The sequence below is a fragment of the Myxococcales bacterium genome (assembly GCA_016717005.1).
In the GTDB taxonomy this organism is placed as follows: Bacteria; Myxococcota_A; Polyangia; order Haliangiales; family Haliangiaceae; genus UBA2376.
The window spans coordinates 963,482-982,273 of the sequence record JADJUF010000037.1; the positions used below are offsets into that span (position 1 = coordinate 963,482).

An 18,792-nucleotide genomic window follows, 5' to 3' on the forward strand; every position below is an offset into this window, starting at 1 on the left:
GACGATGTATCACCGGCGCGCGCGCCGATCACCTGCGCAGGCCCGGCGTCGCAGGTGTCGCAGTCACGGGCGCGGGCCGGGCTCGACCACGACCGCGCGCGGCATCACCGGATCGGTCCGCGCGAGCGCGCGCCGCTCGAGCACCGCGACCACCGGCTCGACGACGAGCTGGGCCGCGGCGAGCAGGAACGCCCCGACGAGCCCGATCGGCACCAGCGGCCCGGCCCCGTCGACGTGATCGAGGAAGTGCGCCAGCGCGTACGCGAGCAGCAGCCCGAACGCCAGCGCCGCGCTGCCCACCGCCGCCACGACGCCGACGATCAGCCGCCGCCGGTGCGCCCACCACTGCAGCCCGACGACGCCCACCAGCACGACGAACGGCCACGGCCCCAGATCGGCCAGGACGTGGTGCGCCGACGACCACTCGTGCGGCGACGTCTGGTGCCAGCGCGTGCACACGCGATGGGTCTCGGTCGCGAACCCGAGCGCCGCCAGCAGGATCGCCACGCCCAGCGCGATCCGGACGCCGTCGCGCACGCGCTTGCGGATGCCCGTCGTGTCGATCAGCCGCAGCGGGCGCCGCGGCACCAGCGGCGTGTCCGCGGTCATCGGCCACCGCCCGCGATCACGGACGCGGCCCGCGCGCGCTCGGTCATCGGCCACCGTCCACGATCACCGCCGCGCGCGGGAGCCCCGGATCGCGACGCTCGAGCCGCACGTGCGCGGTCATCGGCCACCGCCCACGACCACCGCCGCGCGCGGGAGCCCCGGGTCGCGACGCTCGAGCCGCGCGCGCTCGGCCCGGGCCAGGAGCGGCTCGACGATCACCTGCGCCAGCGACAGCAGCACCAGCGCGAGGCCGCCGAACGCGCTGCCATCGCCGCCCTCGACGAAGGACAGCAGGTGGGCGACCGCGACGATCCCCAGCGCGACCACCGCGGCGACCAGGCTCCCGAGGCCAGCGAGGATCCCGGCCATCATCCGACGCCGATGCGCGACCGCCTGCAGGATCCCGAGGATCCCCAGGATCACGATCGGCGCAGGGCCGGTGTCGCTGTAGACCGCGTGGGGCGGCCCGTAGTCCGAGGGGTCGCAGTCACCCAACGAGGGGCACGCCGCGTGTTGCTCGATCCCGATGGCCACAGCGGTCACGCCCGCGAGCGCGATGATCGTCATCCGCAGCCCCGTGCGCGCGACCCGCCGCCCGCCGGTCAACGTCAGGTCGCGCAGCCGCCGCCGAGGCCCCAAGCGTTGATCCACGCCATCAGGATATCAGCTCACCCCCGGCGACTCACGGCGGATTCACGGCGCCCTCGCGATCGCATGCGGGATCACCGGATCGCCGCGCTCGAGGCGGGTCCGCTCGGCCCCGGCGAGGAGCGGCTCGGCGATCACCTGCGCCACGGCCAGCAGCACCAGGCCGAAGGCCGCCAGCCGCACGCGCTCGTCGCCGTCGACCTGCGAGAGGAAGTGCGCGGACACCACCAGCCACAGCACCGCGACCGAGGCGAGCATCTCGATCACCGCGATCAGGACAGCGCCGGGATGGCGTCGACGATGCGCGATCACCTGCAGGGCCACGATCAGCGCCAACACGGCAGCGGGCCACGGTCCAGTGTCGTCGTAGAGCGCGTGCGGCCGCCCGAACCCCGAGTCGGCGCACGGGCCGAAGGAGTGACAGACCCGGTGGTGCACCGCGGCGATCGCGATCGTGGTCAGCGCCGCGAGCGCGACGATCATCGCCCGCACCCCCGTCCGCGCGACCCGCCGGCCGCCGGTCAGCGTCACGTCGCGCAGCCGCCGCCGCGGCCCCAACCGTTGGTCCACGCCGCCAGGATATCAGCTCACCCTCGGCCGCGCCGCCGCGATCGCGTGCGGCCGCGTCGCGCACCGACCGGCGCGCGCCCTGCACGCGCGCCACGCCAGCCTGGGCACGGGCGAGCTGGCCGAGGCTGGCGCAGGCGTCACCTGACGGTCCGCTCGTCGGTGCGCATCGTCGCGCAGGCCAGCGCGGGCTCGATCCGCTCGAGCCCGCGGCGCGTGCTCATCGCGGCCCAAAGATCGAGCCACGCCTGGGCCGCGACGGCCATCATCAGCCCCCTCGTCCACACGCGGACGCCGTCGATCTCTGGAAAGAGATGATTGTAGAGGTGCCGCTGCGACGTGATCACGTCGTCGAGCCACCACGCCAGCGCGGCTATCACCAGCGCGGCGCCCAGCGCCACGCCGAGGCGGCGCCCGAGGGTCGCCCACGCCAGCACGCCGATGGTCCCGAGCGCCACCAGCGGTGGCCACCCGAGGTCATGGTGGAGCGTGCACGGGACCTGCTGCGGGTCCTTGTGGTGCGCCCCCACGACGATCACCACCTGCATCGCGGCCAGGAGCGTCACGCCCAGGCGCCCGATGACGCTCATCCAGCGGACCACCGGAGCGGGCCGGATCGACGACAGCGACCGCCGCCGGGCCAGCGGCATGTCCCGCGTCGACCGGAGCGGGAGCGGCGACCTCACACCGCTGGGATGCCGGCCCCGCCGCCGTCGTCGCCCGCGATCGCGCCCCGCGACGAGCACGCGATGCGCGCGCCCTACGCCGGCCGGCGCAGCCAGGCGCACACCGCGGTCGCAGGTGTGTCGGTCATCGGCGGCGAGACCATGCACTCACCGGGCCGCCACGCGCGCGCGCCCACCGCGGCGCAACCGCGCGGCGCAACCGCGCGGCGCAACCGCGCTGACGCGCCCGCCCGATCGTGCGAAGCTCCCGGCGTGACGACGCCACTGGTGATCATCGGGTGCGGCTACGTCGGAGCCGCGGTCGCCCGCTCGGCCCTGGCCGCCGGCCGCACCGTCCGCGTGTGCGCGCGCTCGACTGGCCGCCTGGCCGCGCTCGGCGAGCTCGGCGCGCAGATCAAGTACCTCGACGCGGCCCTGCCCAAGCAGCTGCCCGCGGCGATGGCCAGCATGCGCGGCGGCACCTGCCTGTACTCGATCCCGCCGATCGGCTCGGTCCCGCCCGGCGACGGCCCGCGCAAGGCGATGCAGGCCGCGGCCGGCGCCGGCATCACCTGCTTCATCCACCTGAGCTCCGCCGGCCTCTACGGCTGCGACCCCGACGACGAGGCCTGGATCGACGACACCACCGAGGTCGCCCTCGACGATCCGGCGATGGCCGGGGTCCGCACCGACGAGGACGCGGTGCGCGCGGCGACCTACGACATGCGCTCGGTCATCCTGCGGCTCGCGCCGGTCTACGGGCCCGGGCGCGGCGTGCGCGCGCGCCTGCGCAAGGGCGACTACCGCCTGCTCGACGGCGGCGACCACGCGATCTCGCGCATCCACGTCGACGACGTCGTCCAGATCATCGAGGCCGCGGAGGCCCGCGCCGCCCACGGCTCGACCTACCTGTGCGCCGACGAGCGCCCCACGACCCAGCGCGAGTACGCGACCTGGCTGTGCGATCGCATGGGGTTGCCGCTGCCGCCGTCGCGGGCGCTGCTCGAGCCCGGCAAGCCGCGCGGCTCGCACCGCAACCGACGCGTCCGCGCCGAGCGCGTCCGCCAGGAGCTCGAGGTGACGCTGCGCTACCCGACGTTCGAGGCCGGCGAGGCCGCGATCGAGGCCGCCGAGGCCGCCGAGGCCTGACGGGTGTTCCGTGACGCGTCTCCGGGCGCTGCGGCGCCGGTCGTCAGGCCCGGCGGGCGACGCCGCGCTCGATGGCTGAGTCGTGCGCCGCCCAGGGCTGCGCGCGGCGCAGGTCGGCGCTCCACGGAGGAGGCCGCCGCCAGCGGCCCACGGCACGAGCCCCCGCCACCAGCGACGCGGACGGCATCACCTGACCCGCGCTACGCCAGGGTGGCGGTGCGCGTGAACCGCATGCGCCAGATCGGCAGGCTGGTGGCCTCGGCGTTCTGCTCGCGCCACGACCGCACGCCGTAGGGGTTGCCGGCGCGCCAGAAGGTCCACGGCCCGGCCTGGTTCTCGTACCAGCCGTCGCGGCGCTCGAACGCCTCGAGCCCGGCCAGCGCCAGGTCCCAGACGTCGGTCTGCATGAACACGTCGCCGCCCGCGCGCACCAGCGGCGCCAGGTTCGTCACCAGCTCGTCGTCGACCATGCGGCGCTCGGCGTGCCGCCGCTTGAACCACGGGTCGGGGAAGTTCACGTAGACCCGATCGATCGCGCCGGGCGCGAACACCTCGGCCAGGTGCTTCTGCGCGTGGCAGAACACCGCGGTCACCGGCGCGCCCTCGAGCGCCGCCTTGCGGTTGACCCAGTCGACCAGGTCATGGCGGATCTCGATGCCGACGTAGTGCCGCGACGGATCAGCGGCGGCGCGCTCGAACAGGAACTGCGCGTCGGCGCACCCGATCTCGACCTCGACCTCGCGGCCCGGCTCGAAGCTGGGGCGCTCGCCGTGGAACTGCTCGAAGAACGCCAGCGTCGGGTTGACGTGCTGCCGGATGCGCATGCGCGCCTCGCCGCGCGGTCTTACGACCGCGGCACCACGACGGCGTCGAGCGCCGCGAACCCGAACTGCCGCACGTTCTCGGGCGACTCGAGCCGCGCCAGCTCATCCCGATCGACCCACTTCCAGTCGGCCAGCTCCTCGTTGGGCACGACCACGGCGTCGTCGGGCACGTCGGCGACGAACACGAAGTTCAGGTGCACGCCCTTGCTGCCGGCCTGGTGCTCCTCGTAGCCGAGGAAGCCCCAGGGCACGCCGTCGAACGCGCCGGCCAGCGGTCCGAACCGACCGGTCAGCCCGGTCTCCTCGCGCAGCTCCCGGCTGGCGGCCTCGAGCGGCGTCTCCCCCGGCTCGAGCTCGCCGCCGACCGGCAGCCAGGTCGCCAGGCGGCGGTGGAAGATCGCCAGCACCTCGGTGCCCTTGCGGCGAGCGTAGATGGCGACCGAGAAGGCGCGGCGATCTGGGTTCATGGCAGGACCTCGAAGGACAGCCCGTTCGACGAGCGGCCGTCGACGGTGACGTACACGGTCGTCGGCCCGATCGCAACCTGCGACGGCACCACGACCGCGATCGAGCCGGCCCGCCACGCCACCACCTCGGCCCGCACGATCGGCGGCGTCAGGCCGAAGTCGACCGCGCCCGACGGCAAGGGCTCACACGCGCCCGCGACCACGTCGACCGTGGGGCCGCACAGGTCAGCGCCCGTCAGCGTGATCGTGGCGCCGGCCCGGGCCGCGGCCGGCACGACCTCGGCCAGCGTCGGCCCATCGACCGGCGCGCACGCGGTCAGCGCCAGGCCGACCGCGACGAGGAGCCCGGGCGGCCTCAGGTGCGACCCGATCTGCGCGCGCCCCGCGGCGCGGTGAAGACCGAGCGACGGTGCGGCGGTCCGGACCGCACGACCGACCGAGGACGTCGCCGCGCCGATCTGCGCGCGCCCCGCGGCGCGGTGAAGACAGAGCGACGACGCCGGCACCCCGCCGAGCCTACTGCGGGACCTTCTTCCAGTCTTCCAGGAACTTCGCGAGGCCGAGGTCGGTCAACGGGTGCTTCGCGAGCTGCAGCAGCACCGACAGCGGGCAGGTCGCGACGTGCGCGCCCATCCGCGCCGCCTGCTGCACGTGCATCGGGTGCCGGACCGAGGCCACCAGCACCTGGGTCTCGAAGCCGTAGTTCTCGTAGATCTCGAGGATCTCGCTGATGAGCTGCATGCCGTCGGTGGCGACGTCGTCGAGGCGCCCGACGAACGGCGACACGTAGGTCGCGCCGGCCTTGGCGGCCAGCAGCGCCTGGGTCGCGCTGAAGCACAGGGTCACGTTGGTCTTGATGCCCTCGTCGGCGCAGATCTTGGTGGCCTTCAGGCCCTCGGCGATGAGCGGGATCTTGACGACGATGTTGCTGCGCAGCGCGGCCAGCTCCCGGGCCTCGCGCATCATCTCGTCGCAGGTGGTCGAGACCACCTCGGCCGAGACCGGACCCGCGACGACGTCGCAGATCTCGAGCAGGACGTCGCGGAACTTGCGCCCGGTGCGCGCGACCAGGGACGGGTTGGTGGTCACGCCGTCGACCAGCCCCATCGAGGCGGCTTCCTTGATCTCGCGGACGTCGGCGGTGTCGATGAAGAACTGCACGAGCGGCCTCCAGTTGCTTGCGCCAGCGGGCGCGGGGACGTAGCGTGGCTTCCGCGCGCACTCTACGCGCGGCGAGATCCGTCGGTCAACGGCGGCACCACCAATGGCCAAGCACGTCATCGTCGGTTGCGCAGGACTCCCCACCGGCGTCAGCTGGTCACGCTACTTCCAGCGGCTCCCTTTCCTGGAGGTCAACTCCCTCCACATCGGGCCGGTGCGGGCCGCGGTGCAGAAGCGCTGGCGCCAGAGCGTGCCCCGCGACCGCGCGTTCGGCGTGGTCGCCCCGGCCCTCATCACCCACGAGCCCGGTCCACGCGGGTTCGGGCCCCGCGGCTGGCCGGTGCCCGCCGAGCGCCGGCTCGAGGTCGGCGGGTTTCGCCCGGGCGAGCTGCTCGAGCACGGGGTCACGGCGCTGGTCGAGGCCTGCACGACCCTCGACGCGGCGGTCGCGGTGTTCCGCACCGGGCCCGAGTTCACGCCGTCGGCGACCAACCGCGATCGGATGCGCCACTTCTTCGACGCGATCCTGCCGGCCGCGCGCCTCGGCGACTGCCTGCGGGTGTGGCACCCGAGCGGGTTGTGGGATCCGCCGGTCGCCCACGCCTTCGCCCAGGAGCTTGGGATCGTGTGCGCGCTCGACCCGCTGACGTCGGACCCGACCGGCGAGTTCGCGCCGTTCTTCGCGTCGCTCGAAGGTGAGGATGCCTACTTCGTGGTCAGCGGTCTCGGCCGCGGCCGACGCCACATGGCCAGCGATCAGCTCGAGGACCTGGCGCTGGTCGCGCAGCGTTATCAGCGCGCGTGGATCGTCCTCGCGACCAACGAGCCGTTCGCAGACGCCATCCGGCTCGGCCGCGCGATCAGCGCGCTCGACCACGGCGACGACATCCCCGCCGAGGAGGACGACGCGTCGTCCTCGCCCGACGACGACGGCCTGGAAGAAGAAGGCGAGTGACGCTGAGGGCGGCGGCGGGCAACTCGCCCGAGCTCCGACGCAGCGCCTGTGCGCGCAGCTCGGCCCGAGCTCGGCCCGAGCGCCGATCCGCGCACCGCGGTGCACCGGATCACCGACGCAGCGCCTGCGAACGCGCCGCGCCCCGCGTTCGGGACCGAGCCCGAGCAGCCTGGGTGCTCGCGGCCCGCGTGACCGAGCACGAGCCGGCCCGAGCCGCACACCCTTCGACCGGCCAGCAGCCTGGGTGCTCGCGCCGCGCCCCGCGTTCGGACCGAGCTCCGACGCAGCCTGGGTGCTCGCGCCGCGCCCCGCGTTCGGACCGAGCTCCGACGCAGCCTCGGTGATCGCGCCGCGCCCGCGTTCGACTCGAACGCTGACGTAGACGCTGCGCCCGAAATCCGACGCAGGGTCTGCGGTCCCACCACCCGCGAGTTGCGCCCCGTTGTGCCGTCTGCGCTACAAGAAATACGTCGCGCGCGGCACGGGCAGCTCGCCGGCCATCTTCACTGGCTCGGGACGCAGCGGTTCGGTCGCCCGCGGTGCGGACGACTGAGCGGTCTTCTTGCTGGTGGGCTTCTCGGAGCCCTTGCGCTGTGCGGGTCGCGCAGATGCCTGATTACGCGCCATAATTCCCCCTGGGTCTTGAACAGACCCGAGGTTACGAAGGCGCTACTCCCGAGTCAATCGACCGATTCCTTTCCTTTACTTCGAAGCGGCCGAGCCCTAGAAATGTTCAACCCTGCTGCTTGGGGACGGTAACCCATGGATTTCGCACACCTCATCGAGCCGGCTCTCACGGCTCCCGTCGATCTGATCGCCTTCGTCGTGCACGGCGACCCGACCAAGGACGCGCAGTGGAAGGCGTTCGACGCCGCCCTGCACGGCGCGCTGTCGGCGGCCGCGAAGTCCGAAGGGTTCGAAGGCAAACATTCTCAATCATTGACCATATGGTCAGCGAGCGGGATCAAGGCGCAGCGGCTCCTGGCGATCGGCGCGGGCCCCAAGTCCGGAGAGAAGCTGCCCGCGTACCGCGACATCGGGGCGATCGCGGCCCAGGCAGGCGCGCGCGTGGGCGCCAAGTCCCTGGCGTTCTTGGTACCGGCGCTCGGTGCCCGGCTCGGCGCCGGCATCCAGATGATGGTCGAGGGTGCGGTCGAGGGCTCCTACAAGTTCGCTCGCTACCTCACGTCCGAGGAGGCGAAGCGACCCAACCCATTGGCATCATTTGGGTTTATCATCGATGGACGAGGCAAGAAGCCCACCGCGGCCGAGGCCAAGCAGGTCCGCACCGCGCTCGAGCGTGGGCACACCATCGCCCGGGCGGTTTGCAAGGCGCGCGATCTGGTCAACGAGCCGGCCGGCTACATGACGCCCACGCAGCTCGCCGCCGAGGCCACCGAGATCGCCAATCGTCACCCGCAGCTGTCGGTCACCGTGCTCAGCGCCAAGAAGTGCGACGAGCTGGGGATGGGCATGTTCCTCGCGGTCGGGCGGGGCTCCGAGCAGGAGTCCAAGCTCATCCACCTGGTCTACAAGCCCGCGAAGAAGGCCAAGAAGAAGATCGCGCTGATCGGCAAGGGCGTCACGTTCGACTCGGGCGGCTACTCACTCAAGCCGTCGAACGCGATGGAGGACATGAAGATCGACATGTCCGGAGCCGCGGCGGTCATCTCGGCCATGGACGCGATCGCGACCCTGGGCTCGGAGCACGAGATCCACGCCATCGCCGCCTGCTGCGAGAACCTGGTGTCGGGCCGGGCCTACAAGCTCGGCGATGTCCTGACCTCGATGGACGGCACGACCGTCGAGATCAACAACACCGACGCCGAGGGCCGGCTGACGCTGGGTGACGCGATCACCTACGCCCGCACCAAGGTCGAGCCCGACGAGATGTTCGACTTCGCGACGCTGACTGGCGCGTGCATGGTGGCGCTCGGGCCGTACACCGCCGGCGTGATGTCGGATCACGAGCGGTTGCTGAAGGGCTGGCTGGCCGCGGCGGAATCGACCGGCGAGGACATGTGGCGCCTCCCGCTCAACGGCCGCCTGCGCGAGCAGCTCAAGAGCTCGGTCGCGGACATGCGCAACACCGGCGATCGCTTCGGCGGCGCCATCACCGCCGGGCTCTTCCTCAAGGTGTTCGCCAAGGACACCCCGTGGGTCCACGTCGACCTCGCAGGACCGGCGTCGGTCTCGAGCGGCAAGCCCCACCAGCCGCGCGGCGGCACGGGCTTCGCGGTCGCCACGATCGTCGCGTACGCGGCGAAGTCCTAACCTATTGAAATTAGGTTTGTTTCTGCGTTGACTCGGCGCCCGGAAGATTGACTCGAAGGGTCTGCCCTGCTAGAATCACTCGCGTACGGATCGGTGACCCGAGGTCTACTTTGAAGCAACAGTTTCAGGTTGGAGACAAGGCGGTCTACCCGGTCCACGGTGTGGCCGAGGTCGTGGCGTTTGAAAAGCGCGACATCGGCGGTGCCCAGACGAGCGTCTACATCCTCAAGATCCTTGAGACAGGCCTCAAGATCATGGTGCCAGAGGCCAACGCCGGCGCCGTGGGCCTCCGCGAGCTCATCGCGTCCAAGCAGGTCAAAGAGGTCTACGCGATCTTGAAGTCACGGGACGTGCCGCGCGACACCCAGACGTGGAACCGCCGGTACCGCGAGTACATGGAAAAGATCAAGACCGGCAGCGTGTTCGAGATCGCCGAGGTGCTGCGCGATCTGTGCGTGCTCCGGGCGACCAAGGACCTGTCGTTCGGCGAGCGCCGGATGCTCGAGACCGCCCGTTCGCTCCTGGTGAAGGAGATCGCGATCGCCAAGGGCTCGCCCGAGGACAAGGTCGCGGCAGAGGTCGACGCGTTGTTCTCGAAGGCCGCCGCGTAGCCCGCGGTCGCCTGCGACGACCTGTCACCGAGTCCTGCCGCCGCGCATCAGCGTGTCGGCGGCCAGCGCGTCACGCCCGACGGACGCGTGCGGCGCCGCCGCGCGTCACCATGACGATCGGCCGATCTTCAAGAAGCTGGGCGACGCCTGCCGAGCAGCGGCAGGCGCAGGCGGAGCCCGAGCCAGACGACGCCGAAGCCGACGAGGTCGCTGGGCGCCGCGTCACGCCCAGCCGAGCAGCGGCAGGCGCAAGCGGAGCCCGAGCCAGACGACGCCGAAGCCGACGAGGTCGCTGGGCGCCGCGTCACGCCCAGCCGAGCAGCGGCAGGCGCAAGCGGAGCCGAGCCAGACGACGCCGAAGCCGACGAGGTCGCTGGGCGCCGCGTCACGCCCAGCCGAGCAGCGGCAGGCGCAGGCGGTGCCCGAGCCAGACGACGCCGAAGCCGACGAGGTCGCTGGGCGCCGCGTCACGCCCAGCCGAGCAGCGGCAGGCGCAGGCGGTACCCGAGCCAGACGACGCCGAAGCCGACGAGGTCGCTGGGCGCCGCGTCACGCCCAGCCGAGCAGCGGCAGGCGCAAGCGGAGCCCGAGCCAGACGACGCCGAAGCCGACGAGGTCGAAGACGATCCCGGTCCGCATCATCTGGCCGATCGTCACCCGACCGCTGCCGTAGGCCAGGGCGTTGGGCGCGGTCGAGATCGGCATCATGAAGCCGAACGACGCGCCGATGGTCGCGCCCAGCACCGCGGGCACAGGCGAAGTACCGGTGGCGTCCGCGAGCCCGATCGCCAGCGGCGCCATCAAGGTCGCGGTCGCGGTGTTGCTGGTGGCCTCCGACAGCGCGATCGACACGGCGATGCACATCGCCACGACCACCCAGGTCGACTCGGCCCCGGTCCACGCCACCAGCGTGCGGCCCCAGGCGTTCGTCAGGCCGGTGGTGCGGGCCAGCTCGCCGAGCAGGATGCCTCCGCCGAACAGCAGAATGACGCCCCAGTCGATCCGGGTGGCCTCGGCCCAGGTCAACGCCGGCCGCCGGACCGGTCCGGCGCCGCCGGGCAGCACGAACAGCGACACGCCCGCGAGCAGCGCGACCACCTCCTCGGTGAGGTGGCCCTTGATCCAGTGCGCGGCGGCGCTGCCCGGCGCGACCAAGGCGAGCGTGCTCGGCGCGAGCCAGCCCGCCAGCGCCAGCGCCAGCGCCACCGCGATCGAGATCTCGCCCCGGCGCCACCGGGGCTGCGCCGCGTGGGTCAGCTCCATCGTCTCGTCACGCAGGCGGAACAGCCCGAACAGCACGAGCCACATCGCCACCAGCATCGCGGCGCCGATCGGCAGGCCGATCGCCAGCCACTGGCCGAAGCCGATCTCGACCCCGGCGGTGCGGAGCTGGCCGATGCCGATCAGGTTCGGCGGCGTGCCGACCGGCGTCGCCAGCCCGCCCATCGACGCGGCCCAGGCGATCGCCAGCACCATCGCGGCCTGGTAGCGCCGCGAGGCCTTGGCGCTGGCGGCCAGCGCGACTGGCAAGAGGATCGCGGTCGCCGCCGAGTTCGACATGATCGCCGAGAGCCCGAACGCCGCCGCCGACAGCGCCACCAGCAGCGACCGCGGCCCGCGCGCCAGGCGGCTCGCCGTCGCGGCCGCGCGGTCGCCGAGCCCGTTGACCTTCATCGCCTCGGCCACGAAGAACGCGCCGACGAACAGGAACAGCAGCGGCGAGCCGAACGCCGCGAACGCGACCTTGGGCGGCGCCAGGTCGAACACCACCGCCAGCGCCGCCACCACCAGCGCCACCGCCGCCGCCGGCAGCGCCTCGGTCAACCACCACGCCACCGCCAGGGTCATCAACCCGGTCAGCCCGGGCGCGGGGCCGTGGCGATCGAGCAGCGCGACGAGGCCGGCCGCGAGCGGGCCGACCACCAGGCCGACCTGGCGCTTGCGGCGCTCGAACCGGGCCCCCGGGACGTCATCAGCGAGGGGCTCGGTCAGCTCGTCGGTCACCGCGCGACGCTACCGCATCGATCCGCGGGGCGGCCAGATCGGAGCCGTGTGGCAATGCCGTGCCGCGCGTCCAGGGGACGGCGGCGTCCGCATCGGGGATTCGGGCGGCGCGCACGCCGTGGACCGGCGACCGCGCGGCGACGGCGGCCGCGCGGTCGAACGGGTTCCTAGGCGGTGTGCGCGCGCAGGAAGTCGATCGTGCGATCCCAGGCGACCCGGGCGTCCTCGGCGCTGTAGACCTCGGGCCGCTGCTCGTTCATGAACGCGTGGTCGGCGTCGTAGACGTTCAGGTCCATGCGCTTGCCGAGCGCCGCGAGGGTCTCCTGGATCTTCTCGGCCGCGGCCGGCGTGACCCAGCCGTCGCGGGAGGCGACGTGCGCGAGGATCGGCACGTCGACCTGGCTCCAGTCGGGGGCCGGCGGGATGCCGTAGAACGGCACCGCGGCCGACAGCCCGCGCACGAAGCACGCGGCCGCGAACGCGTAGGCGCCACCCATGCAGAAGCCCGTGATCGCGACCTTGCCGGTCGAGCGCGGGTGGTCGTGCAGGTACGCGACCGCGCCGCGGAGATCCGCGAGGCTGCGCTCCCGCGGCAGCTCGGTCATCAGGCGCTGGGCCTCGGCTGGATCGCGGCTGACGGTGCCCCGGTACAGATCGACCGCGAGCGCGACGAACCCGGCCTCGGCCAGGCGCTCGGCGGTGCGCTCGATCTGATCGGTGAGGCCCCACCACTCGTGGACCACGATCACCGCGGGCGCGCGCGCGGCGTCGGCGGGGACGGCCAGGGCGCCTGAGGCGGTCTCGCCAGTGGCGGACGGGAAGGTGACTCTCTCGATCATCTGTGGCTCCTCGATCGGTGGGGCCGTGTTTATACTGCGCGCCATGAGCGGTACCAAGGGCGCGCGCAGCCGTCGGTTCGAGGGCGGCCTGGCCGACGCGGCCCAGGCGATGAACGCCTCGGTCGACTTCGACCAGCGGCTCCTGCCCCACGACGTCGCCGGCTCGACCGCCCACGCGCGCATGCTGGCCGCGGTCGGCGTCCTGACCGAGGCCGACGCCGACGCGATCGCCACCGGCCTGGCCACGGTGCGCGACCAGCTCGCGTCGGGCGCGGTCCCGTGGGACCCGGCCCTCGAGGACGTGCACATGAACGTCGAGGCCCGGCTGATCGACGCGATCGGCGACGCCGGCCGGCGCCTCCACACCGGCCGCAGCCGCAACGATCAGGTCGCGCTCGATCTGCGGCTGTACGCCCGGGCCGCGGTCGCCGACCTCGACGCGCGCTGCCTTCGGCTGCAGCGCGCGCTGGTGGCCCAGGCCGAGCGCCACCTCGACACGCTCATGCCCGGCTACACCCACCTCCAGCGGGCCCAGCCGATCCGCGCGGCCCACCACTTCCTCGCGTACGTCGAGATGATGGCCCGCGATCGCGCGCGCCTGGCCGACGCCGGGGGCCGGGCCGCGGTGTCGCCGCTGGGCTCGGGCGCGCTGGCCGCGACCACGTTCCCGATCGATCGCGAGGCGGTGGCGCGGGCGCTCGGGCTGCCGGCGATCACCCGCAACAGCCTCGACGCCGTCGGCGATCGCGACTTCGCGATCGAGCTGGTCGCGGCGTGCGCGCTGATCGGCGTGCACCTGTCGCGGCTGGGCGAGGAGCTGGTCCTGTGGACCTCGCAGGAGTTCGGGTTCGCGCGCCTGTCGGACGCGTGGTGCTCGGGCAGCTCGCTGATGCCGCAGAAGAAGAACCCCGACCTCGCCGAGCTGCTGCGCGCCAAGGTCGGCCGCGTGATCGGCGCGTGGGTCACGCTGATGACGGTGGTCAAGGGCCTGCCGCTGGCCTACAACAAGGACCTGCAAGAGACCCAGGAGCCGCTCTACGACGCGGTCGAGACCACGACCGCCGTGCTCGAGGTCGCCGCCGGCATGATCGAGTCGCTCGAGCTCGACGTCGCGGTGCTGCGGGCCGCGGTCGATCGCGGCTACCTGGTGGCGACCGAGCTGGCCGACTACCTGGTCTGGAAGGGCGCCGCGTTCCGCGACGCCCATGACATCGCCGGCGGCCTGGTGCGCACCGCGGTCGCGGCCGGCCGCGAGCTGGCCGAGCTGTCGCTGGCCGAGCTGCGCGCGGCCGACCCGCGCTTCGACGCCGACGTCTCCGACTGGCTCGACCCGGCGCGCGCGATCGATCGCCGCGACGTCGTGGGCGGCCCGGCCCGGACCCGCATCGCATCCGAGATCGCACGGCTCCGAGCCGCGCTGGGAGCCCAACCGTGACCCGAGCACCGTTTCACTACCAGGACGACGCCCTCCACTGCGAGGACGTGCCGCTGACCGCGATCGCCACCGAGGTCGGCACGCCGACCTACGTCTACAGCAAGCGCGCGATCACCAGCGCGTACGCCGCGTACGACGACGCGCTGGCCGGCGTCGACCACCTGATCTGCTACAGCGTCAAGGCCAACTCGTCCCTGGGCGTGCTGAGCGTGCTCATCGAGCAGGGCGCCGGCGCCGACATCGTCTCGGCCGGCGAGCTGTACCGCTGGCAGCGCGCCGGCGGCGATCCCGGCAAGGTGGTGTTCTCGGGCGTCGGCAAGACCGACGCCGAGATCAAGGCCGCGCTCGGCGCCGGCATCCTGGCGTTCAACGTCGAGTCGGTCGAGGAGCTGGTCGCGATCGATCGGATCGCCCGCGCCGCCGGCGTGGTCGCGCCGGTGTCGATCCGCGTCAACCCCGACGTCGACGCCCAGACCCACCCGTACATCTCGACCGGCCTGAAGCAGAACAAGTTCGGCGTCGCCGCCGAGCAGGCCCGCGACGTCTTCCGGCGCGCGGCCGGTATGCCCAACCTGCTCCTGCGCGGCATCGACTGCCACATCGGCAGCCAGCTGACCAAGACCGCGCCGTTCGCCGACGCGATCGATCGGCTGTGCGCGCTGGTGCTCGGCCTGGCCAAGGACGGCATCGAGCTCGAGCTGATCGACATCGGCGGCGGGCTCGGCATCGACTACGGCCAGGACGGCGACGTGCAGCCGCCGAGCCACGGCGAGTACGGCGCCGCGGTCAAGGCCGCGCTGGCCGGGCTGGGCACGATGCCGTTCAAGCTGCTGATCGAGCCCGGGCGCTCGATCGTGGGCCCGGCCGGCTCGCTCCTGACCCGCGTGCTCTACCGCAAGCCGGGCGAGGGCAAGCACTTCACGATCGTCGACGCGGCGATGAACGATCTGCTGCGGCCGTCGTTCTACGGCAGCCACCACCCGATGCGGCCGGTGCTCAAGCGCGGCGCCGCGGTCCAGATCACCGACGTCGTCGGGCCGATCTGCGAGACCGGCGACTTCCTGGCGCGCGATCGCGCCCTGCCGGCGATGCAGCAGGGCGACCTGCTGGCGATCGGCGCGGCCGGCGCCTACGGCTTCACGATGTCGTCGAACTACAACACCCGGCCGCGCGCGGCCGAGGTCATGGTCGACGGCCCGCGCTGGCGCATCATCCGCGAGCGCGAGACCGTGGCGCACCTGCTGGTCGGCGAACGCCCGTTCTCGTGAGCGTCGCCAAGGACCGCCTCGACAACCTGCTGGTCGCGCGCGGCCTGGCGCCGAGCCGGGCCCGGGCCCAGGCGATCATCCTGGCCGGCAAGGTCGAGGTCGGCGGCGTCGCCGCGCGCAAGTCCGGCGATCGCTACCCGGTCGACGCGGCGATCGTGCTGCGCGAGGACGATCACCCGTACGTGTCGCGGGGCGCGCTCAAGCTGGTCAAGGGCCTCGACGCGTTCGGGATCGATCCGCGCGACCGGGTCGCGCTCGACATCGGCGCGTCGACCGGCGGCTTCACGGACGTGCTCTTGCGGCGCGGCGCGGCGCGGGTCTACGCGATCGACGTCGGCTACGGCCAGCTCGCATGGTCGCTGCGCAACGATCCGCGGGTGGTCGTGCTCGAGCGCGTCAACGTGCGCGAGCTCGAGGTCGAGCGCGTGCCCGAGCCGGGCGACCTGGCGGTGATCGACGTGTCGTTCATCTCGCTGACGCTGGTGCTGCCGCGGGTGGTCGAGCTCCTGCGACCGCCGCCGGGCAAGCCGATCGTCGCGCTGGTCAAGCCGCAGTTCGAGGTCGGGCGCGAGCTGGTCGGCAAGGGCGGCGTGGTGCGCGACCCCGAGGCGCGCGCGGGCGCGATCGCCAAGGTGGCCGACTGGGCCCGGGCCCGCGGGTTCGACGTCGGCGAGGCGGTCGAGTCGCCGATCACCGGCCCGGCCGGCAACGTCGAGTACCTGCTGCTGCTGCGGACCCCGTAAGGGCGCGCGGCGCGGCGGCATCCGGAGGCCGGGGTCGGCCGGCCACCTCGTGGCGCGCCGGCTTCTGGAGGCCGGGGTCGGCCGGCCACCTCGCGGCGCGCCGGCTGCCGCAGGTCGCGAGGTTGATCAGCCGGCGACGATGGCGTCGGCGAACAGCGCGCGGATCTCGTCGGGGATCTTGCGCGGCCGCCCGCTGGTGAAGTCGATGAACGCCCACGTGGTCGCCGCGCGCAGCACCTCGGCGCCGTCGCGCGCGCGCCGCATCGCGGTGCGGCGGACACACGACACGCCCTTCCAGGTGTCGACCCAGGTCTCGATCGTGACCTCGTCGCCGACCCGGACCTGGGCGAGGTAGTCGAGCTCGTGGCGCCGGACGACCCAGCCGGCGCCGAGGCGCTGGTACGCAGCGGCGTCCCAGCCGAGCACGGTCGAGTGCGCGACCGCGATGTCGAGGACCCAGCGCAGGTACACCTGGTTCGAGACGTGGCCGAGGTCGTCGATGTCCTCGGGCTGCGCGACGACGGTGAGGGCGTGTCTCACGGGCGGGCCGGCGAGTGGGGACGAGGGGGGCGTGGCATCCGCGCAGGCTACGACGAGGGATAGGGCCGGGGTCAAGCGGCGGCGGGTGCGTGGGGCGCGTGGCGATTGGCGCGTGAGGCGCGTGGGGCGCGTGGCGATTGGCGTGGGGCGCGTGGATTGGCGTGGGGCGCGTGGGGCGCGTGGGGCGCGTGGGGCGCGTGGGGCGCGTGGGGCGCGTGGGGCGCGTGGGGCGCGTGGGGCGCGTGGGGCGCGTAGGGCGCGTGGCGAGAGTGGCGGGGGGCCGCTGGGGGTGGGAGCGGGCGTCCCTCGGGCCGCGGTTCGGGGGACCCGGCTCAACGCGGGTGGACTGCCGCACCACGCCCCCTCGTGGTGCCCCCACCGGGCAGTGGAAATTACGCGGCCTTCGGGACCCCGTCCACCCCTGCGCTCGGTGCCCCCCGGCGGTGCGCCGGCCGCGGCACGTTGACCGACGGTGCGCCGGCGGCGGAACGCGATGCGCGGCGGTGGGGCGCGTGGGGCGCGTGGGCGCGTGGGTGCGTGGGCGCGTGGGGCGCGTGGGTAGTGGCGAGAGTGGCGGGGGGCCGCAGGGGTGGAGCGGGCGTCCCTCGGGCCGCGGTTCGGGGGACCCGGCTCGACGCGGGCGGACTGCCGCACCACGCCCCCTCGTGGTGCCCCCACCGGGCAGTGGAAATTACGCGGCCTTCGGGACCCCGTCCACCCCTGCGCTCGGTGCCCCCCGGCGGTGCGCCGGCCGCGGCACGTTGACCGACGGTGCGCCGGCGGCGGAACGCGATGCGCGGCGGTGGGCGCGGTGGGGTGCTGGCGATCAGCCGTAGGTGGGCTTGATCGAGACAGCGATGACGAGGGCGGTGAGCGCGAGGGCGGCGCCGGCGAGCAGTGCGACGATCGGCGCGCCGATGGTCCAGAGCGGCCAGAGGAGCGTGAAGGCGAAGGGCACGAGCAGGGCGGTGATCGTGAACGCCGCGGCGGTGTGGCGCCCGCGGGGCTCGGCGAGGCGGCCGCCGACGATGCCGGCGATGGCCCAGGCGGCGAACAGGACGCCGTAGGTCACGATGTACGCGTCGTCGAGCATCGCCTTGGCGCACACGCCGGCGGCGATCAGGCTGAGGATGCCGAAGGTGCCCGCCTTCTCCATGCGGCGCCCGTCGCGGTTCTGCGGGCGCGCGAGGAGCCCGCAGATGAGGCCGAGGATCAGCCCGGGCAGGCCCCACGGCAGGCTCGGCAGCGAGCGGGCCCCGCGCAGGCTGGCGTCGGTGCCAGGCACCGGCGCGTCGGCGCAGCGCAGCTCGAGCGTGAGCCCGCGCAGCGTCGTGTTCACACGATCGCGGTTGTGGGGGGCGGGCTGGCCGGGCTCGCGGTTCATGCTGGGCCGGTAGCCGCTGGCGGTGCCCTCGAAGGTGTTGCGCACCAGCACCGCGCAGGCGAGGTCGTCGATGGTCACGGGCAGCGTCGTGCCGACCGTGACGGGGCCGTGGGCGATGACCTGGTCCTTGCGGGCCAGCGCCAGCTCGCCGCTGTCGAGCTCACCGAGCCGGACCTGCACGTCGGTCGGCTTGAGGGTGCGCCACGAGTCCTCGCCGACCTGGGTCACGATGGTCGAGCCCGGGTTGCCACACCCGATCACAGGGACGAGCGCGAGGAGGAGCGCGAGCGCGAGGAGGATCCGCACGCCGCGCATCATCGCACCGATCCGGCCCTCGCGACGCCGCGCGCACGCAGGCGCGATCAAGACTTGTACGCCGCGCCTCATGGCGCCGAGCCGGCCCTCGCGACGCCGCGCGTACACGCGCGCGATCTCGCCACGCCGCGCGTCATGGCGCCGAGCCGGCCCTCGCGACGCCGCGCGTACACGCGCGCGACCTCGCCACGCCGCGCGCACACACGCGCGATCAAGCCCCGCACGCCGCGCCTCATGGCGCCGAGCCGGCCCTCGCGACGCCGCGCGTACACGCGCGCGACCTCGCCACGCCGCGCGCACACACGCGCGATCAAGCCCCGCACGCCGCGCCTCA

General features: G+C 73.4%; 19 protein-coding genes. 7 read left to right on the forward strand and 12 right to left on the reverse strand.

What is annotated here, in order from left to right:
- Positions 1 to 63: 63 nt before the first annotated feature.
- The 4 genes from IPL61_27820 to IPL61_27835 all read right to left on the reverse strand — a co-directional run bounded on the left by IPL61_27820 (position 64) and on the right by IPL61_27835 (position 2,414).
- Positions 64 to 609 carry a hypothetical protein gene (locus IPL61_27820; protein ID MBK9035028.1) on the reverse strand — a complete coding sequence of 182 codons (546 nt, stop codon included), beginning with the start codon at positions 607 to 609 and terminating at the stop codon, positions 64 to 66.
- Positions 610 to 726: 117 nt separating this feature from the next.
- Entirely contained in the window at positions 727 to 1,260 is a 534-nt protein-coding gene (locus IPL61_27825; GenBank protein MBK9035029.1) for a hypothetical protein, read from the reverse strand.
- Between the two features lie 42 nt (positions 1,261 to 1,302).
- On the reverse strand, positions 1,303 to 1,827 hold the full coding sequence (locus tag IPL61_27830) for a hypothetical protein (GenBank protein ID MBK9035030.1): 525 nt from the start codon (positions 1,825 to 1,827) through the stop codon (positions 1,303 to 1,305).
- Positions 1,828 to 1,964: 137 nt separating this feature from the next.
- On the reverse strand, positions 1,965 to 2,414 hold the full coding sequence (locus IPL61_27835) for a hypothetical protein (protein MBK9035031.1): 450 nt from the start codon (positions 2,412 to 2,414) through the stop codon (positions 1,965 to 1,967).
- 348 nt (positions 2,415 to 2,762) lie between these two features.
- Between IPL61_27835 and IPL61_27840 the strand changes: the two genes are divergently transcribed.
- On the forward strand, positions 2,763 to 3,638 hold the full coding sequence (locus IPL61_27840) for an NAD(P)H-binding protein (GenBank protein MBK9035032.1): 876 nt from the start codon (positions 2,763 to 2,765) through the stop codon (positions 3,636 to 3,638).
- A gap of 200 nt (positions 3,639 to 3,838) precedes the next feature.
- Here IPL61_27840 and IPL61_27845 read toward each other — a convergent pair whose 3' ends face one another.
- From IPL61_27845 to fsa, 4 genes are read right to left on the reverse strand one after another with little or no spacing between them, the layout of a single operon-like run.
- Complete coding sequence (locus IPL61_27845) at positions 3,839 to 4,462, reverse strand: hypothetical protein (protein ID MBK9035033.1); 624 nt, start codon at positions 4,460 to 4,462, stop codon at positions 3,839 to 3,841.
- Positions 4,463 to 4,482: 20 nt separating this feature from the next.
- Entirely contained in the window at positions 4,483 to 4,929 is a 447-nt protein-coding gene (locus IPL61_27850) for an NUDIX domain-containing protein (protein ID MBK9035034.1), read from the reverse strand.
- Positions 4,926 to 5,435 (reverse strand): hypothetical protein, encoded by a 510-nt coding sequence (locus tag IPL61_27855; GenBank protein ID MBK9035035.1) that lies wholly within the window; start codon positions 5,433 to 5,435, stop codon positions 4,926 to 4,928. The genes IPL61_27850 and IPL61_27855 overlap by 4 nt, the downstream gene beginning before the upstream one ends.
- A gap of 10 nt (positions 5,436 to 5,445) precedes the next feature.
- Positions 5,446 to 6,090: a fructose-6-phosphate aldolase gene (gene fsa / locus IPL61_27860; protein ID MBK9035036.1), complete on the reverse strand. Its 645-nt coding sequence runs from the start codon at positions 6,088 to 6,090 to the stop codon at positions 5,446 to 5,448.
- A 103-nt stretch (positions 6,091 to 6,193) separates the two neighbouring features.
- Here fsa and IPL61_27865 point away from each other — a divergent pair, with 103 nt between their 5' ends.
- From IPL61_27865 to IPL61_27875, 3 genes are all read left to right on the forward strand, one after another.
- The gene (locus IPL61_27865) at positions 6,194 to 7,045 is read left to right on the forward strand and encodes a DUF72 domain-containing protein (GenBank protein MBK9035037.1); all 852 of its coding nucleotides are present in this window, start codon (positions 6,194 to 6,196) and stop codon (positions 7,043 to 7,045) included.
- 762 nt (positions 7,046 to 7,807) lie between these two features.
- Positions 7,808 to 9,319 carry a leucyl aminopeptidase gene (locus tag IPL61_27870; protein ID MBK9035038.1) on the forward strand — a complete coding sequence of 504 codons (1,512 nt, stop codon included), beginning with the start codon at positions 7,808 to 7,810 and terminating at the stop codon, positions 9,317 to 9,319.
- A gap of 110 nt (positions 9,320 to 9,429) precedes the next feature.
- Entirely contained in the window at positions 9,430 to 9,930 is a 501-nt protein-coding gene (locus IPL61_27875; GenBank protein MBK9035039.1) for a CarD family transcriptional regulator, read from the forward strand.
- Positions 9,931 to 10,479: 549 nt separating this feature from the next.
- Here the strand turns inward: IPL61_27875 and IPL61_27880 are convergent.
- Both IPL61_27880 and IPL61_27885 read right to left on the reverse strand, forming a co-directional pair.
- Positions 10,480 to 11,934 carry a DASS family sodium-coupled anion symporter gene (locus IPL61_27880; protein MBK9035040.1) on the reverse strand — a complete coding sequence of 485 codons (1,455 nt, stop codon included), beginning with the start codon at positions 11,932 to 11,934 and terminating at the stop codon, positions 10,480 to 10,482.
- Between the two features lie 167 nt (positions 11,935 to 12,101).
- Positions 12,102 to 12,773: a dienelactone hydrolase family protein gene (locus tag IPL61_27885; protein ID MBK9035041.1), complete on the reverse strand. Its 672-nt coding sequence runs from the start codon at positions 12,771 to 12,773 to the stop codon at positions 12,102 to 12,104.
- Between the two features lie 43 nt (positions 12,774 to 12,816).
- Here IPL61_27885 and argH point away from each other — a divergent pair, with 43 nt between their 5' ends.
- From argH to IPL61_27900, 3 genes are read left to right on the forward strand one after another with little or no spacing between them, the layout of a single operon-like run.
- Positions 12,817 to 14,208 carry an argininosuccinate lyase gene (gene argH / locus IPL61_27890; GenBank protein MBK9035042.1) on the forward strand — a complete coding sequence of 464 codons (1,392 nt, stop codon included), beginning with the start codon at positions 12,817 to 12,819 and terminating at the stop codon, positions 14,206 to 14,208.
- Entirely contained in the window at positions 14,205 to 15,476 is a 1,272-nt protein-coding gene (gene lysA, locus IPL61_27895) for a diaminopimelate decarboxylase (GenBank protein ID MBK9035043.1), read from the forward strand. Before argH ends, lysA begins: the two co-directional genes overlap by 4 nt.
- A gap of 26 nt (positions 15,477 to 15,502) precedes the next feature.
- The gene (locus IPL61_27900) at positions 15,503 to 16,219 is read left to right on the forward strand and encodes a TlyA family RNA methyltransferase (GenBank protein MBK9035044.1); all 717 of its coding nucleotides are present in this window, start codon (positions 15,503 to 15,505) and stop codon (positions 16,217 to 16,219) included.
- A 126-nt stretch (positions 16,220 to 16,345) separates the two neighbouring features.
- On the opposite strand, the gene IPL61_27905 is transcribed toward IPL61_27900, so the two are convergent.
- Positions 16,346 to 16,759 carry an acyl-CoA thioesterase gene (locus IPL61_27905; GenBank protein ID MBK9035045.1) on the reverse strand — a complete coding sequence of 138 codons (414 nt, stop codon included), beginning with the start codon at positions 16,757 to 16,759 and terminating at the stop codon, positions 16,346 to 16,348.
- A gap of 826 nt (positions 16,760 to 17,585) precedes the next feature.
- Positions 17,586 to 18,449 (reverse strand): hypothetical protein, encoded by an 864-nt coding sequence (locus IPL61_27910; GenBank protein MBK9035046.1) that lies wholly within the window; start codon positions 18,447 to 18,449, stop codon positions 17,586 to 17,588.
- Between the last annotated feature and the right edge of the window lie 343 nt (positions 18,450 to 18,792).

Bases quoted from the DNA above. Each gene is read 5' to 3' on its own strand.
- IPL61_27820 (MBK9035028.1), bottom strand. From the start codon at position 609: ATGACCGCGGACACGCCGCTGGTGCCGCGGCGCCCGCTGCGGCTGATC.
- IPL61_27835 (MBK9035031.1), bottom strand. From the start codon at position 2,414: ATGAGCGTCATCGGGCGCCTGGGCGTGACGCTCCTGGCCGCGATGCAG.
- IPL61_27845 (MBK9035033.1), bottom strand. From the start codon at position 4,462: ATGCGCATCCGGCAGCACGTCAACCCGACGCTGGCGTTCTTCGAGCAG.
- IPL61_27850 (MBK9035034.1), bottom strand. From the start codon at position 4,929: ATGAACCCAGATCGCCGCGCCTTCTCGGTCGCCATCTACGCTCGCCGC.
- IPL61_27865 (MBK9035037.1), top strand. From the start codon at position 6,194: ATGGCCAAGCACGTCATCGTCGGTTGCGCAGGACTCCCCACCGGCGTC.
- IPL61_27870 (MBK9035038.1), top strand. From the start codon at position 7,808: ATGGATTTCGCACACCTCATCGAGCCGGCTCTCACGGCTCCCGTCGAT.
- IPL61_27885 (MBK9035041.1), bottom strand. From the start codon at position 12,773: ATGATCGAGAGAGTCACCTTCCCGTCCGCCACTGGCGAGACCGCCTCA.
- argH (MBK9035042.1), top strand. From the start codon at position 12,817: ATGAGCGGTACCAAGGGCGCGCGCAGCCGTCGGTTCGAGGGCGGCCTG.